This window comes from Shimia sediminis (genome assembly GCF_003990645.1).
In the GTDB taxonomy this organism is placed as follows: domain Bacteria; phylum Pseudomonadota; class Alphaproteobacteria; order Rhodobacterales; family Rhodobacteraceae; genus Shimia; species Shimia sediminis.
The window spans coordinates 247,698-263,882 of sequence record NZ_RYZK01000002.1 but is presented as its reverse complement, the minus strand read 5'-3'; the positions used below and the strand labels follow the sequence as shown (position 1 = coordinate 263,882).

Here is a 16,185-nt window from a genome sequence, read left to right as displayed (position 1 = left end):
CGAATTGGGTGCCCCCTACTTTTCCGACAGTGCCCAGTCCCAATACATCTCGCGCGCCCGGCGGGTCACGGGACCCACCTGATACTGACGATCATCAAAGGCCGTGACCGGTGTCACCTTGGCCATATTCCCCGACAGGAACACCTCGTCCGCCGCTGCGAAATCTTCGAAACTCAGCACGGTTTCATGCACGGCCATGCCGTCGTCACGCATGTTTTTCAGGTGTCGCGCGCGGGTGATCCCGGCGAGGAACGTGCCATTCGCGATGGGGGTAAAGACTTCGCCATCCTTGACCATAAACACATTCGCTGTCGCGGTTTCGGCCACGTTGCCCATGGCATCTGCCACCAGCGCGTTGCCAAACCCCTTGCTGCGGGCCTCCACCAACATGCGGGCATTGTTGGGGTACAGGCACCCTGCCTTGGCGTTGACCACCGCATCCTCCAGAACCGGGCGGCGGAACCGCGTGCGCGTCAACGTGGTCGAGGCATCGGACGTCGCCATGGGGATCGCCTCGAGACAAATGGCAAAGCCGGTTTCCTCGCGCGATGGCGCAATGGCGCTCGTCTCCATGTTGGCATCAATGCCCCAGTACATCGGGCGGATATAGACGGCCTCATCAGGAGCAAACATCTTCAACCCTTCGCGGGTGATCTCCAGCATGTCCTCAACCGCCATGGTGGCCCGCATCATCAGCGCTTCGGCCGACCGGTTGACCCGCGCCAGATGCGGCTCGAGATCCGGCGTCATGCCCTCAAAGCAACGCGCCCCGTCAAACACGGTGGTGCCCAGCCAGCTGCCATGATCTGCCGCGCGCATGACCGGTACGTCACCGTCATGCCAAGTGCCGTTGAAATAGGTCTTCACAGTCTTGCTGACAGCCATGTCTTTCCCCTCATACTCGCATACGCCGGGATGCTAGTCCTGCCTTTGGACAAGGTCCATCCCAAATGAACACCCCCGGCTGCGGGGACAACCGGGGGTGTAGGGACAGGGTTTGCAAAGCGACTTGCGGACAAGGCTTTCCAGTTTTAGCCGATCAGGCCGCCATCTTCGCGACGGATCGCAAACACACCGGAACGCGGCACACTGGTACCGCCGCGCGGAAAGTGCGAATTGCCTTTTTCGCCCGGGTGCTGGATGCCCACAAACATGGTGCGACGATCCGGCGACCAGCAGATCCCGGTGACTTCGCACTCTTTCGGACCCACCAGAAAGCGGCGGATTTCGCCGGTCACAGTGTCACCGCAGAGCATCTGGTTGTTGCCCATCCCGGCAAAGTCACCCTCGTTCGAGTATTTGCCATCGGTCTGGATCCACAACAGGCCAGTCTGGTCAAAGGCCATCCCGTCGGGCGCGTTGAACATGTTGCCCGCGTTGATGTTTTCCGACCCGGCATAGGCGTCCGAATGTACCTCGGGGTTTCCGGCCAGCGCAAACAGGTCCCAGGCAAAGCCTGTGGCGGTGTGATCTTCGTTGTCCGGCATCCAGCGGGCGATCTGGCCATAGTTGTTGCCAACCCGCGGGTTTGGTCCGTTGACCGAGGTGTCATCCCCTCCGGCGTTCGGCTTTTTGCCGCGGTTCTTGTTGTTGGTCAGCGCCACATGCACTTCTGCCCGGGTCGGGTTCACCGCCACCCACTCGGGGCGGTCCATGGTGGTTGCGCCCACTTTCGACGCCGCCTGACGGGTGTGGATGCGGATCTCTGCATCGCTCATGCCGGTGGTATCCGGGGTCAGCGCCAGCCACTCGCCGCGCATGTCGTCGTGGAACTTGGCGACAAACAGATCACCCTCGGCCAAAAGGTCCGAGTTATCGCCTGTGGCCGAATAGATGCCCGCCGAGACGAACTTGTACAGGAACTCACCGCGCTCATCGTCACCCAGATAGACAACAGCCTTGCCGTTGGCCGCGATCACCACCGCCGCATTCTCATGCTTGAAACGGCCCAGAGCGGTGCGCTTTTTCGGGGTGGCCGTGGGATCAAACGGGTCGATCTCAACCACGTACCCGGCGCGGTTCGGCTCATTGGGGTTCTTGGCCACGTCAAAGCGGTCATCCACCTTGGCCCAGCCATAGCCCCAGTCCTTCGACGACACGCCATAACGCTTCAACTCGGCGCTGACCTCGTGGGCTTCGTCCGCAGCCGAGAAATACCCGTTAAAGTTCTCTTCGCAGGTCAGGTAAGTGCCCCAGGGGGTCTCGCCGTTGCCGCAGTTGTTCCAGGTGCCAAGAGATTTGGTGCCGGATGGGTCAGCGTCAGTCTTCATCAGGTCGTGACCAGCGGCGGGGCCAGTCAGGTCCATCTCGCTGCGCGGCGTGATGCGGCGGTTCAGATCGCTGTCTTTCACCACCTGCCAGTTGCCCGCATCGTCGCGTGCCACCTCAAAGACCGACACACCATGGGCCATCATACCCTTTTCGATGTCATCGGCTTCCGCAGGTTTGCCTTCAGGCCGGTTGCCCCAGATGATCTTGCGGTTGGTGTATTCGTTGTTGATCGCCATGACGGTGCGGCCGTTCTTGGTAAAGATCGACATGCCGTCATTGTTGTCGCCAAAAGCGCGCGCCTGGCTGGCGGCGGTCCCGCGGGTGGCATCGTCAAACTCCGGCACATCCGACCACAGCGGGTCACCCCATTGCACCACCGGCTCCCAGGTAAAGCCCTCGGGCACGGTGATGGTGTCTTCAACATTGGCCGCCACCTGGGCAAAGCCAAATCGATCAGGCGATATCTGCATGGCTACAGAGTCACGGGTCAGCGCCGTGGTGCCAACCAGGAACGAGCCCAGGCCAAAGGTCATCACCCCACCAAGGAACCCCCGGCGCGACAATGCGCTTTCAACCACACGGTCGAAATCAGTTTCTTCTGCGCGCGGATTGATCCGCTCATCATGTTCGTCAAAGGACAGCTCGTCTTGGCTCATTCTTGGCTCCGAAGGTTCGTGGTCTCAGACCTATTACGTTTCGCCGCAATTGCTAGGGCCACAACGAGTCAGATTCGCGACAACCAGATGAAAGCTGTGTAACAGGTCAAAGACGCCCCCGGCTTCATCTTGCCAGAAATACTCCGGGGTGAATGGGCCTTCAGGCCCAGAGGGGCAGCGCCCCTCAGCAGGCTCAGCTCTGCTGAGCTATGCCCAACGCGGTCAAATCGCGTCAGCGATGTGACCGGGGCGGGAGCGCCACGTCGCCGGGCGCTCCCGGTTTCTCAGGCGCCAACCATTCCGACGATCTCATAGGTCTTCTTCAGAACCGGCGCTGCCACCTCGCGGGCACGCTCTGCACCGCGATCCAGAATACGGTCGATCTCACCGGCATCCTGCGTCAGACGCGCCATCTCGGTCGAGATCGGCGCCAGCTTTTCAACGGCCAGCTCCGACAGCATCGGCTTGAACTCGGAAAACTGCTTGCCGCCCACATCGCGCAGAACCGCGTCCACGCTCATATCCGCCAGCGCGGCATAGATATTGACGAGGTTCGCCGCCTCGGGGCGACCTTCCAGCCCCTTGGCCTCTGAGGGCAGGGCTTCGGGGTCGGTCTTGGCCTTGCGGATCTTCTTGGCGATGGTGTCAGCATCGTCGGTCATGTTGATACGGCTGGCATCCGACGGATCGGATTTCGACATCTTCTTGGATCCATCGCGCAACGACATCACCCGCGTCGCGGCACCTTCGATCACCGGCTCGGTCACCGGAAAGAACTCGGTGTCATAGTCATGGTTGAACTTGATGGCGATGTCGCGGGTCAGCTCCAGATGCTGCTTCTGGTCATCGCCCACCGGTACATGGGTCGCGTGATAGACCAGGATGTCCGCCGCCATCAGCGCCGGATAGGCAAACAAGCCCAGCGAGGCATTCTGCGCATTCTTGCCCGCCTTGTCCTTGAACTGGGTCATGCGCTGCATCCAGCCCATGCGGGCGACGCAGTTGAAAATCCACGCCAGCTGCGCGTGTTCCGGCACGCGGGACTGGTTGAACAGGATCGACTGTTCCGGGTCGATGCCTGCGGCAATGAACCCGGCGCACAGCTCGCGCGTGGCATGGCGCAGCTTTTCGGGGTCCTGCCAGACGGTGATCGCGTGCAGATCGACCATGCAATAGATGGTCTCGAAGTTGCCGACATTCTGCATATCGACAAAGCGCTTCATCGCGCCCAGATAATTGCCGAGCGTCAGCCCACCCGAGGGTTGGATTCCCGAGAAGACGCGCGGGGTGAATTGAGAGGACGTTTGGACCGCCTCGGACATGGTGTTTCTCCGTCTGGATTTATGGGTGAGCTTGCCTTACCCATGACCCCAATCGCCGTCAAGGAGCGCCAGGCATGTCCAATCCCGATCACCAAAGCCCGATCAACCCGCTCCCTCCCGTCGTGGTGGCGCTGTTTTTGGTGATCATCGGGATCGAAGTGATCTTCACCCTGGGCGCGCGGGGCATCATCGGCGGACAAGAGGCGATTGGCTGGCGGCTGGCGGCTTTGCAGAAATATGCCTTTGTAGGCGAGATTTTTGACTGGATGCTGATCGAGGGGCAGTGGCCCTTTGAACATGTCATGCGCACCGCGACCTATCTCTTTGTGCACGGCAACTTCACCCACGCCGCCTTTGCCAGCGTGCTGTTGCTGGCCCTTGGCAAAATGGTGGGCGAGGTGTTCTCGGCGCTCGCCACGCTGACCGTGTTTCTGCTCTCGGGAATGTTCGGCGCCGTGATCTTTGCGCTGATCCTCGACAGCCCCGCGCCGCTGATCGGCGCTTATCCCGGTGTCTATGGCCTTTTGGGGGCCTTTACCTTTTTGCTCTGGACCCGGCTGGGCCAGCTAGGCGAAAATCAGGCCCGAGCCTTTACGCTGATCGGTTTTCTTGTCGGCATCCAGCTACTCTTTGGCCTTATCTTTGGCGGCAACGCAAGCTGGGTGGCCGACGTGGCCGGCTTTGCCTGCGGCTTCCTGATGTCGTTTTTCCTCGTCCCCGGTGGCTGGGCGCGTATCCGGTCCTACATGCGCCGCGATTAAAAAAAAGGCGCGGGACAGACCCGCGCCTTTCGAACCTCTTCCAATGTCGCTGTATCAGGCGTTCTGAACGCCTCCCGCTTTACGCGCCAGCGCCAGCGCCACCATGCTGACCCCGCTCGACAACAGTTCGATACCCAACAGCACGCCCAGCGTCACAACGGCCGATCCCGGAATGTTGCTCAGCACCATAAAGCCCAGCACCGCCGACACCAGCCCCGAGATCACCACGGCCCATTTCAGCTCGGACTTGTGGATGCGCCAGCCGACAATCAGCTTGAACAACCCCGACGCAAGGAACATCGCCCCAACGACGATGGTCAGCGCGATCATGCCTTCCAAGGGTCTTGCCAACAGGTTCACCCCCAGAAAGACCGCCACAACGCCCATCAGGATCGACCATGCCTTGCCGCCCCAGCCTTCTGACCGCAGCCCTTCGTAGATCTGCAACGCGCCCAGGATCAGGAACGACCACCCGGCAATCACCGTGGCCGCCATCGAGGCCCCGAACGGATTGAACAAGGCCATCAACCCGGCGATCACGCCCAGGACGCCCAGTATCATCAAGATCATCCAATTACCCATAACGAACTCCCCTCGTTTTTCTGAATGCCGACAGAAAACGCCGACGCCCTTCATAAAGCAAGGAAAAGGTAACGTCAGCGTAAAGCGTTAGCCGCCACGTCGCGATGCCTTGCGAAAGTCCGAAACGTGGAAGGCGCCGATCAGCTGGCCAATGCCGAAATAGGCCACGATACCCGAGACAATCAGCACCGCCAGCGCCAGATAACGCCAACCGTCTGTGCCCAAGGCCGGGCTCAGGACCAGCGCCACGATCCACAGCACCACGCCCATCAACGCCGAGGCCCAGACAATCCGCGGCAGCCGCTTGCGCAGCCGTGCGTCGAACTTGGCCACATAACCCATGGGCCGTGTGCCCTTGTACAAAAGCGCCACCATGACCCAGGCCGCCAGCGTCGTGGCAATGGCGGGGGCAATCCAGCCGATGAACGGCGACAGCCCCACGGCGACAACCGCATTCACGACCATGGCCCACAGCGCATAGCGAAACGGGCTCTTGGTGTCTTCGCGAGCGAAAAACAGCGGTTGCAGGATTTTCTGGATCACAAAGGCCGGCAGGCCGAGGCCATAGATCGACACCGCCACGGCGATCGCCGCGCTGTCATCTGCCGTCGCCGCGCCGCGTTCGAACAGCACCGAAACCAGCGGCAGCGGGATCACCATCAACGCCACGGCACAAGGGATGGTCAGGGCCAGCGAAATCTCGGTGGCCCGCGAAAAGGCAATGCGCGACCCGGCTTCGTCATGCGCCTTCAGCCGTCGTGACAGGTCCGGCAGCAACACGATACCCACGGCAATGCCGACCACGCCCAACGGCAGCTGATACAAGCGGTCCGCCGCATACAGCCAGCCAACAGCGCGGTCGAAATAGCTTGCCACCTGCTGACCCACCAACAGGTTGATCTGCACCACGCCCCCGGCCAATGCGGCCGGAAAGGCGACGACGATCAGCCGCTTCATGTCCGGCGTCCAGCGCGGGCGCTGCAGGCGGATCGGAAAACCTGCGCGCGCCGCAGCCACCCAGACCAGCGCCAGCTGGGCAACACCCGCCACCGGGATCAGCCAGATCAACGTGCGCGCCACATCACCGCCCATCAGCGCAGCTATCGAGATACCGCCCACCAACAGGATGTTGAGCAGAACCGGCGCCGCCGCCGCCGCCGCAAACCGCCCCGTCGCATTCAGCAGCCCGGAAAGCAGGGCGGCCAGAGAAATGAACAGGATGTAAGGAAAGGCGATACGCGCAAACTCGACCGACAGGTCAAACTGCTCCTGCCCGCTAAAGCCCGAGGCCAGCCCCCAGATCAGCCAGGGCATGATTGCCTGCGCGATCAAGGTCAGCACGATCAGAACCGACGCCAACCCAGCAAAGGCATCGCGGGCAAAGACCTTTGGGTCTTCGCCGCCCTCCAGCTTCTTGGAGAATATCGGCACAAAGGCCATGTTGAACGCGCCCTCGGCAAAAAACCGTCGGAACATGTTGGGCAGGCGGAACGCCACCACAAAGGCTTCGTACAAGGGCCCCGTGCCCAACAGCGCCAGGATCAGCACGTCGCGCACAAATCCCAGGATCCGGCTGGCCATAGTCCAGCCACCGACGGTCAGAAAACCCCGCATGAGCCGGATCGGTTTCACGAATGTGCCCTTTCTGCGCCTTTTTCAATCGCCTCACGCAGCTTCTTTTCCAACGCGCGCTGCTTGCTCGCCGCGTGGAACTTCAGCCCGAACATGTCCTTGACGTAAAAGGCATCGACAACCTGTTCGCCATAGGTCGCGATCACCGCGCTGGCGATATAGACATTGCTGTTGGCCAGCGTCCGCGTGAGATCGAACAGCAACCCCGGTCGGTCCCGCGTATCAACCTCGATGATGGTGTAAATCTCGGAACCTTCATTGTCGAAGGTGATCGTGGTGGGCACCTTAAAGGCACGCTCGCGTTTCTTGATGACGTCCTTGGACTTCATCGCCTCGGTGGTCACAACCTCGCCCTTCAGCGTCTTGTGGATCATCTGTTCCAGGCGTTTCAGGCGTCCGGCTTCAAACGGGCTGCCATCGGCATCCTGAATCCAAAAGGCCGCCGTGGCGTAGCCGTCCTTTGACGTGAATGTCCGTGCGTCCACGATATTGGCCCCGACCAGCGCCAGCGCCCCGCACATGCGGCTGAAGATACCAGGGTGATCCGCCATGGCAAAACAGGCCCGCGTGGCGTCGCGATCCTCGTCCGGGTGCATGTCGATACGGATTTCGTCGTCGCCAATGTCGCGCAGCAACTCGGCAAAGATCTTGTGCGCGGTGAAATGCAGCCCCTGCCAATAGGGATCGTAATGCCGCCCGGTCTCTTTCTTGAGCGCCTTTGCGGGCCAGTCAGACAGCTCCTCGCGCAGCTTTTTCTTGGCCTCGACCCCGCGGTTTTCGCGCGTCAGGGCCTCCATCCCGTCTTCCAGCACCACCTTGGTCTGACGATACAGCGCCCGGATCAGCACGGCTTTCCAGTTGTTCCACGTGTCCGGGCCAACCCCGCGAATGTCGCAGACCGTCAGCACCGTCAACAGGTTCAGCCGATCCACCGTCGACACCAGCTTGGCAAAGTCCCGGATCGTACGCGGGTCGGCAATGTCGCGTTTCTGCGCCGTGTCCGACATCAAGAGGTGATAGCGCACCAACCATTCCACGGTTTCGCACTCTGCCGGTTTCAGCCCCAGCATCGGCGCCACCTTGCGCGCGATCTGCGCGCCAAGGATCGAATGGTCGATGTCCCGCCCCTTGCCGATGTCATGCAGCAACATGGCCACCATCAGGATCTTGCGATTGACCCCGAAACGCAGGATTTCCGAGGACAGAGGCAGCTCTTCCTCCAGCTCCTCACGCTCGATCTCGGCATAGTTCGAGATCACCTGGATCGTGTGCTCATCCACCGTGTACGAGTGATACATGTTGAACTGCATCATCGCCACGATCGGTTCGAAATCCGGGATAAAGGCCGCCAGCACGCCCAGCTCGTTCATCCGTCGCAACGCCCGCTCGGGGTTGCCGTGCTTCAACAACAGGTCGAGGAAAATCCGCCGCGCTTCCTTGTCACGGCGAAAGTCGTCGTCGATCAGGTTCAGGTTCGCCGTCACCAGCCGCATCGCATCCGGGTGGATCAGCAAACCGGTGCGCAGACCCTCTTCGAACAACCGCAAAAGGTTCAGCTTGTCGCTCAGGAATTCCGTGTCATCGACCACCGCCAGCCGGTTGTGAATGACCTTGTATCCCTTTTTGATCCTGCGGCGACGGCGAAACAGCCGCTCCATCAGCGGGGCCGCCTTGGTGTGGTTGGCCTCCAGCTTGGTCAGCAAAATGCGGGTCAGGTCGCCGACACTGGTCGCGTGGCGGAAATAATCCTGCATGAAATGCTCAACCGCGCGGCGCCCGCCCTTGTCGGCGTACCCCATACGGTCCGCCACCTCGACCTGCATGTCAAAGGTCAACTGCTCCACGGGCCGCTTTGCAATCAGGTGCAGATGCGCACGCACCGCCCAGATAAAGTTCTCCGCCTGCTCGAAACGTTTCAACTCGTCTTCGCGGAACAGATCATGTTCCAGAAGATCCTGCGCGCTCTGCACGTGATAGACATACTTGGCGATCCAATACATCGACTGCAAATCGCGCAGGCCGCCCTTGCCCTCTTTCACATTGGGCTCGACCATATACCGCTGGCCCTGCTTTTCATGCCGCAGGTCGCGTTCGGACAGCTTGGCGTCGATGAATTCCCGCTCCGTGCCCTCGAACAGATCCTTGTTCAGCCGCTGGTTCAGCTCTTCGTCCAAGGGGGCGTAGCCCCGCAGGAACCGGTTCTCCAACAGCGCCGTGCGAATGGTGAAATCCTCGCCCCCCAGCCGGACGCAATCCTTGACCGTCCGCGAGGCATGCCCGACCTTCAGGCGCAAATCCCACAGGATGTAGAGCATGGACTCAATCACGCTCTCAGCCCAGGCGGTGATCTTGTAGGGCGTCAGGAACAAGAGATCGACATCCGACTGCGGCGCCATCTCGCCCCGGCCATAGCCCCCCACCGCGAACAACGCGATGCGTTCGCCTTCGGTTGGATTGGGCAGGGGGTGCAGATAGGTGGTCGCCACAAAATGCGCGGTGCCGACAAGGCAATCGGTCAGCCAGGTATAAGCGCGCGTCATCGGACGTGCATCAAACGGCTTTTCAAGATAGGCCGCCTCGATCGCCGCGCGGCCTGCCTTTTGTGCCTCGTTGAGGATCTTGACGACCTCGCCCCGCAAGACACGCTCATCACCATCGGCCCCGGCGGCCTCTGCAACCTTCGCCGCAACGGCCTCGCGGTCAAAGATGTCCTCCGCCGCGCAGATCAGCGCGGCGGGCGGGTTGGGAATTTGCATGGGCTCAGCCTCAGAAGCCGGCGCCACCAAAGCTGGTCGGGGCTGGGTCAAGGGTTACCACCTGTCTGTCGCGGATCGTGACCACGGCCAGACCACGCTCGTTCGTTCCGTCGCTCCGCAGGCGGAAAATTCCGTTCACGCCCTGAAAGCCTGCGCCCTGCGTCAGGCCGCTGGTGGTCAATGCATTGCTTTTGCCCGATTTGACAAGTGCACCGATCGCCGCAATCCCGTCATAGGCCAGCCCACCCAGGGCATGCGGCAACCCGCCATAGGCCGAGGCATAGCGTTGCTGGAACTGCTGGGTCAGCGCCGCGTCGGGGCGTGCGAACCAGCCGCCCTGAACACCCGGCAGCGACAGGGTCTGCGACGGGATATCCCAGCGGGTCAGACCGATATACTGCACGGTGCTGGGGCTCAGACCCGCCTCGGGCAGCATCTGGGTCAACAGGGGCAGCGCCCCCGAGGTGTTGGACGTCAGGAAAATGGCATCTGCACCACCGGTCTCGGCGGCGGATTTGATCTCGCTGACCGCGGCCACCACGCCCTCTTGCGAGAATTCGTAGCCGACGGTGCCCGCCGTGCGCGCCGAGGTGCCGGACAGCGCGTTGTTGATCGCGCGCTGACCCACGTCGCCCGCAACGTTGTTGGCATGGACGACCAAAACGCTGCGCTTGCCCTGCGCGGCGGCGAATCTGGCCAGCCGGTTCGCGGTGTTGTCAAAGGTCGCGCCCAGAACAAAGACGTTGCCCCCGGCAATCGTGGTGTTGTTGGAAAACGACAAGACGTTGATGTTGCGCCCTGCCACGGCCTTGCCCGCAGCATTGGCGGCTTCGCCGTGCAGCGGCCCCAGGATGATCTTGGCACCTTCGTCCACGGCCTTGACCGCCGCCGCCTGCGCCGTCGCCGCATTGCCCGCCGTGCTGTACACCCGCAGGTCAATCTTGACGCCCTGCAGGTCCGCAATCGCCAGCCGCGCAGCGTTCTCAAGGCTCTGCGCAATCACCGCGTCACCGGAATCACTCGACCCCGAGGGCACCAACAGCGCCACCGGCACCGGATCCGAGGTGGAGATCGTGGGGCCCGTCTCGACACAGGCACTTAGGCCCAACAAGGCCAGCGCAACCGCGGCCCCTTTCAGAAAACGACTGGCAGGGTTAATACGGGTCAACATGAAAAATCCTCACTCCCTCTGGCGGGTCCTGAAATGACGGGGTTTGCCTAAGGAGGGGATCATAAACGACACGAGGGTTGGGTCCAGTCTTGAATCATCTCGAAATCAGATTGCAGCCGGGTTTGTACTTTGTCGCCACACCCATCGGCAGTGCCCGCGATATCACCCTTCGCGCACTGGATGTGCTGGCCTCGGCCGATGTGCTGGCGGCAGAGGACACGCGCTCGCTGCGACGGCTGCTGGAAATCCACGGCGTGCCCCTCGGCGATCGTCCGCTGCTCAGCTACCACGACCATTCCGGCGCCAAGGCACGGGCCAAATTGCTGGACCACCTGGCGGCGGGCAAATCCGTCGCCTACGCTTCTGAGGCGGGCACGCCGCTGATCGCCGACCCTGGCTATCACCTCTCCAGGGACGCAGCCGAAGCGGGGTATCTCGTCACCTCTGCCCCCGGCCCCTCGGCCATCATCACAGCACTCACGCTTGCCGGATTGCCCACGGATGCCTTTTTCTTTGCCGGGTTCCTGCCCAACGCCAAGGGGGCCCGCCGCACCGGGCTCGAAGCGGTGCGCGAGGTTCCCGGCACGCTGGTGTTTTACGAAAGCCCCCACCGTATCGGCGAGATGCTGAAAGACGCCGCGCGTGTTCTGGGGCCTGACCGTGAGGCCGTGATCTGCCGGGAATTGACCAAGAAATTCGAAGAGGTGCGCCGTGGCACCCTCTCGGCACTGGCCGAAGAGGTTGCCGGCACGCGGCTCAAGGGGGAAATCGTCGTTCTGGTCGACCGCGCGCCCGCCCAAGAGGCCTCGGAAGGCGACATCGAGGCCGCCCTGCAGGACGCGATGCAAACCATGTCCGTGCGCGACGCCGCCGAAAGTGTCGCCAAGGCCTTTGGCGCCCACAAACGTTCTGTTTACCAGTCCGCGTTAAAACTCTCGGGTAAGCGATAGTCCACTGCTATCCTGTCACCGTATAACGAGGGACGCCCATGTCATTCATCCGCCACAGCGATTTCGACCGGTCAGAACGCGGCCAGCGTGCCTATCACTCTGGTATCAGCGCGGAAAATGCCGTGGAACGTCTCTATCATGACCACGGTCTTGAAACTGCGGCCCGTCGGTGGCGTCGTCGGGGCGTTGGCGAACTCGATCTTGTCATGCGCGATGGCGACGCCCTGGTTTTTGTCGAGGTCAAGAAATCCCGCGATTTTGCCCGCGCCGCCGAATCCCTCACACCGCGCCAGATGGCCCGCCTTTTTGACGGGGCTGCCGCATTCCTTGCCGGGGAACCCCGCGGCGACCTGACCGAATGCCGCTTTGACGTGGCTTTGGTCAACGCCCATGGCGAAATCCAAATTCTGGAAAACGCGCTCGCCGCCTGACCAACCAGCAACGCTCAGGACTTGCTGGAAACCCGCGTTAATCACGAAACGCTTGTGCGGGGCATTGCAAGGCGCCTGTCTCTACGCCATGTAAGGGGCACTGCAAGTTGCTAAGGGACGCGCCCCATGAAAATCGCCTTTCAGATGGACCCGATCCAATCGGTCGACATCAACGCTGACAGCTCTTTCCGCCTCGCCGAAGAGGCGCAGGCGCGCGGGCACGAGTTGTTCTACTACTCCCCCGATCACCTCGCCTACGAAGAGGGTCGCGTCACCGCCAAGGGCCACCATTTCACCGTGCGCCGGGAACAGGGCAACCACGCTGACCTCAGCCCGCTGACCCATGTCGACCTCACCGATTTTGACGTGATCTGGCTGCGTCAGGACCCGCCATTCGACATGCACTACATCACCTCGACCCACATTCTGGACCGTCTGATGCCGGACACGCTGGTGGTCAATGATCCCTTCTGGGTGCGCAACTACCCCGAGAAGCTCCTGGTGCTCGACTTCCCCGACCTCACGCCCCCCACGACCATCGCCCGCGACCTCGACACCATCAAGGCGTTCAAGGAAAAGCATGGCGATGTCATCCTCAAGCCGCTCTACGGCAATGGCGGGGCAGGGGTCTTTCGTCTCGACCGCAACGACCGCAACCTCACTTCGCTGCACGAGCTGTTCACCGGCTTCAGCCGCGAACCCCTGATCGTGCAGAAATTCCTGCCCGACGTCAGCAACGGCGACAAACGTGTCATCCTTGTGGACGGCGAACCGGTCGGCGCCATCAACCGCGTCCCGGCCAAGGGCGAAACCCGCTCCAACATGCACGTCGGTGGCCGCCCCGAAAAGATCGCCCTCAGCGACCGCGACCGCGAAATCTGCGCCCGCATTGGCCCGCTTTTGAAGGAAAAAGGCCAGGTTTTTGTCGGCATTGACGTGATCGGCGACTACCTGACCGAGATCAACGTGACCTCACCCACCGGCATTCAGGAACTCGAGCGGTTCGACGGCGTCAACATTGCCGAGAAAATCTGGCAGGCGATCGAGGCCAAGCGCGCCTAGACCGCCGCCGCGATCCGGAAACTCACCGCCTCGGCCACATGCGGCTTGCGCACCGTGTCGGACCCTTCCAGGTCCGCGATGGTGCGCGCCACCCGCAACACCCGGTGGTACCCCCGCGCAGACAGACCAAAGCGATCCGCCACATTCTGCAGAAACGCGCGCCCGTCTTCGTCCGGCGTCGCGATTTCCTCCAACATCGCGCCCTGCGCGTCCGAGTTCACCCGCAGCCCCGCCATCCCCTCAAACCGCGCACTCTGCACATCCCGCGCCGCCGCGACCCGCGCCGCCACCGTTGCGGACGCGTCCCCATCCGATGGCAGGTCGAGATCACGAAAATCCACCGGCGGCACCTCGAGCCGCAGGTCGATCCGGTCCATCAACGGCCCGGATATCCGCCCCATGTAATCCTCGCCACATTTTGGCGCCCGCGAGCAGGCCTTGGCAGGATCAAACAGCTCGCCACAACGACAGGGGTTCGCCGCCGCCACCAACATGAACTTGCACGGATAGGTCACATGTGCATTGGCCCGCGCCACCATCACCTCGCCCGTTTCAATCGGCTGGCGCAGCGTTTCCAGCACCGCGCGTGCAAACTCCGGCAACTCGTCCAGGAACAGCACACCATTATGGGCCAGGCTGATCTCTCCTGGGCTGGCGCGCCGCCCGCCCCCCACAATCGCCGCCATCGAGGCCGTGTGATGCGGCTCGCGAAAGGGGCGGGCGCGTGAAATCCCACCCTGATCCAGCAATCCCGCGACCGAATGGATCATCGAGGTCTCCAGCGCCTCCTGCGGCGACAAAGATGGCAGGATCGACGGCAACCGCGCCGCCAGCATGGACTTGCCCGAGCCCGGCGACCCGGTCATCAGGAAATGATGCCGCCCCGCAGCGGCAATCTCCAGCGCCCGCTTGGCGCGCTCCTGCCCCTTGATGTCACGCAGATCCCGGTCCGTTGGCGCCGCCGTCACCTCTCCCGGCTCTGACGGGGGCAGGGGGGACTGCCCGTTGTAATGCCGCACGACATCGGCGAGGGTCTGCGCCCCGATCACCTGTGCATTTCCAACCCAGGCCGCCTCACTGCCCGAGGCCGCCGGGCACAACAATGTCCGATTGCTTTCTGCCGCCGACATCGCAGCGGGCAAGGCGCCGGTCACGGGCACCAAAGTCCCGTCCAGCGACAACTCTCCCAGGGACACGCAGCCCTCTGCCGCATCTTCCGGGATAATGTTCAGCGCTGCCAACAGCGCGATCGCCACCGGCAGGTCAAAATGGCTGCCCTCTTTCGGTAGGTCCGCCGGCGACAGGTTCACGGTGATCCGCTTGGACGGCAGCGCTATCGCCATGGCATTCAACGCCGCGCGCACACGTTCGCGGGCCTCGGACACCGCCTTGTCCGGCAATCCGACAATTGAGAACGCAGGCAGCCCGGCCGACACCGCGCATTGGACCTCGACGGTGTGGGCCTCCACCCCCTCAAACGCCACCGTATAAGACCGTGCCGCCATACCAAGAACTCTCCATAACCCCTTGGCAAAACGTTAACGCGACATGGTTATCGAAGGGTTAATCAGCTTCTTATGGCCCCAAGTATCCCGGGGTGAATGGGCCGTCAGGCCCAGAGGGGCAGCGCCCCTTCAACAGGCTCAGCTCTGCTGAGCCACGCCCAACGCGGCCGCATCGCGCCAGCGATGCGACCAAGGCGGGAGAGCTACCCGGTCACCAGCGCCATGAACGCGGGCCAGGCCTCCGGGTCTGCGACGGTCTTGTCCCGACAGAACGGGTTGCAGAACCCAAAGCGTCGCCCGTCCAGCTCCAGCACATCCCGCACCGGCTTGCCCGAATAAGGACAGGCGTCGTTCTCGGCGTCGCCCCCCTCCACGGCCTTTGCGGCCAGTGGCTTCGGTCCGGGCCAGTCGCCCACCTCGTAATCCTGCGCATACCACGGCAGGGTCGCGCCGCTGACCAACCCCATGGCCCGCCACCGCCGGAACGCCGGATCGGCCAGGTGGGCCGCCACATAGGCCGCCGCCTCGGCCTCCACCGGCAGGCTGAACCCGGCAATCCGCGCCGCCACCGGCGCATAAAACGCATCCACCGCCGAATAGGCCCCGCACAGCCATGGACCCTCCCCACCGCACATCTTGCGCGCATGGGCCCACAGCTCTTCAATCCGCGCCAGGTCCGCCAGAACCGGGTCGCTGGGCAGGGTGTTCACATAGGCCGTGCGCACCCCCATCGGACATTCCGAGCGCAAGGCGCCAAAGCCAGAATGCATCTCGGCGGTCAGGCTGCGTGCCGTGGCACGTGCCAGCGGGTCACCGGGCCAGATCCCCGCCTCGGGATGGCGCGAGGCCAGCTCTTCGGCAATGGCCAGCGAATCCGACACCACCGCCCCCTCGGGCGTGATCACCGTCGGCACCGTGCGCGCCGGGGCATAATCCGTCAGCTGCCCCGCCACATCGCGTCCGGAGAAATCCAACATCGTCTGTTTTCGGGCAATGCCAAAACGTTCAAACAACAACCAGCCGCGCAGCGACCACGAAGAATAGGCGTAATCGCCCACAAGCAAATGATAGGTCATGCAGCCAGCC

General features: G+C 62.4%; 13 protein-coding genes. 4 read left to right on the top strand and 9 right to left on the bottom strand.

Annotated features, from left to right (window positions below; all coding sequences use genetic code 11):
- Nucleotides 1-15: 15 nt before the first annotated feature.
- The 3 genes from EK369_RS05785 to trpS all read right to left on the bottom strand — a co-directional run bounded on the left by EK369_RS05785 (nucleotide 16) and on the right by trpS (nucleotide 4,249).
- On the bottom strand, nucleotides 16-885 hold the full coding sequence (locus EK369_RS05785) for a branched-chain amino acid aminotransferase (protein ID WP_127112750.1): 870 nt from the start codon (nucleotides 883-885) through the stop codon (nucleotides 16-18).
- Nucleotides 886-1,031: 146 nt separating this feature from the next.
- Nucleotides 1,032-2,927, bottom strand: a complete 1,896-nt coding sequence (locus tag EK369_RS05780; protein WP_127112749.1) for a PhoX family protein — start codon at nucleotides 2,925-2,927, stop codon at nucleotides 1,032-1,034.
- 284 nt (nucleotides 2,928-3,211) lie between these two features.
- Entirely contained in the window at nucleotides 3,212-4,249 is a 1,038-nt protein-coding gene (gene trpS, locus EK369_RS05775; RefSeq protein WP_127112748.1) for a tryptophan--tRNA ligase, read from the bottom strand.
- Between the two features lie 74 nt (nucleotides 4,250-4,323).
- Here trpS and EK369_RS05770 point away from each other — a divergent pair, with 74 nt between their 5' ends.
- A complete protein-coding gene (locus EK369_RS05770) occupies nucleotides 4,324-5,010 on the top strand; it encodes a rhomboid family intramembrane serine protease (protein WP_127112747.1) in 687 nt (228 codons plus the stop codon).
- A 54-nt stretch (nucleotides 5,011-5,064) separates the two neighbouring features.
- Here EK369_RS05770 and EK369_RS05765 read toward each other — a convergent pair whose 3' ends face one another.
- The 4 genes from EK369_RS05765 to EK369_RS05750 all read right to left on the bottom strand — a co-directional run bounded on the left by EK369_RS05765 (nucleotide 5,065) and on the right by EK369_RS05750 (nucleotide 11,151).
- Nucleotides 5,065-5,592 carry an HdeD family acid-resistance protein gene (locus tag EK369_RS05765; protein WP_164726892.1) on the bottom strand — a complete coding sequence of 176 codons (528 nt, stop codon included), beginning with the start codon at nucleotides 5,590-5,592 and terminating at the stop codon, nucleotides 5,065-5,067.
- Between the two features lie 87 nt (nucleotides 5,593-5,679).
- Nucleotides 5,680-7,224 (bottom strand): murein biosynthesis integral membrane protein MurJ, encoded by a 1,545-nt coding sequence (murJ, locus tag EK369_RS05760; protein WP_127112745.1) that lies wholly within the window; start codon nucleotides 7,222-7,224, stop codon nucleotides 5,680-5,682.
- Entirely contained in the window at nucleotides 7,221-9,980 is a 2,760-nt protein-coding gene (locus tag EK369_RS05755) for a [protein-PII] uridylyltransferase (protein ID WP_206198039.1), read from the bottom strand. Before EK369_RS05755 ends, murJ begins: the two co-directional genes overlap by 4 nt.
- Before the next feature lie 10 nt (nucleotides 9,981-9,990).
- Nucleotides 9,991-11,151 carry a penicillin-binding protein activator gene (locus EK369_RS05750; RefSeq protein WP_127112743.1) on the bottom strand — a complete coding sequence of 387 codons (1,161 nt, stop codon included), beginning with the start codon at nucleotides 11,149-11,151 and terminating at the stop codon, nucleotides 9,991-9,993.
- Nucleotides 11,152-11,240: 89 nt separating this feature from the next.
- On the opposite strand from EK369_RS05750, the gene rsmI reads away from it, so the two are divergent.
- From rsmI to gshB, 3 genes are all read left to right on the top strand, one after another.
- Nucleotides 11,241-12,101 carry a 16S rRNA (cytidine(1402)-2'-O)-methyltransferase gene (rsmI, locus tag EK369_RS05745; protein WP_127112742.1) on the top strand — a complete coding sequence of 287 codons (861 nt, stop codon included), beginning with the start codon at nucleotides 11,241-11,243 and terminating at the stop codon, nucleotides 12,099-12,101.
- 38 nt (nucleotides 12,102-12,139) lie between these two features.
- On the top strand, nucleotides 12,140-12,532 hold the full coding sequence (locus EK369_RS05740; protein ID WP_127112741.1) for a YraN family protein: 393 nt from the start codon (nucleotides 12,140-12,142) through the stop codon (nucleotides 12,530-12,532).
- A 126-nt stretch (nucleotides 12,533-12,658) separates the two neighbouring features.
- Nucleotides 12,659-13,594 carry a glutathione synthase gene (gshB, locus tag EK369_RS05735; RefSeq protein WP_127112740.1) on the top strand — a complete coding sequence of 312 codons (936 nt, stop codon included), beginning with the start codon at nucleotides 12,659-12,661 and terminating at the stop codon, nucleotides 13,592-13,594.
- Here the strand turns inward: gshB and EK369_RS05730 are convergent.
- Together EK369_RS05730 and EK369_RS05725 are read right to left on the bottom strand one after the other, a co-directional pair.
- Nucleotides 13,591-15,099 (bottom strand): YifB family Mg chelatase-like AAA ATPase, encoded by a 1,509-nt coding sequence (locus EK369_RS05730; RefSeq protein ID WP_127112739.1) that lies wholly within the window; start codon nucleotides 15,097-15,099, stop codon nucleotides 13,591-13,593. The two genes, gshB and EK369_RS05730, sit on opposite strands and share 4 nt — an antisense overlap.
- Nucleotides 15,100-15,302: 203 nt before the next feature.
- A complete protein-coding gene (locus EK369_RS05725; protein ID WP_127112738.1) occupies nucleotides 15,303-16,175 on the bottom strand; it encodes a glutathione S-transferase in 873 nt (290 codons plus the stop codon).
- Nucleotides 16,176-16,185: the final 10 nt, after the last annotated feature.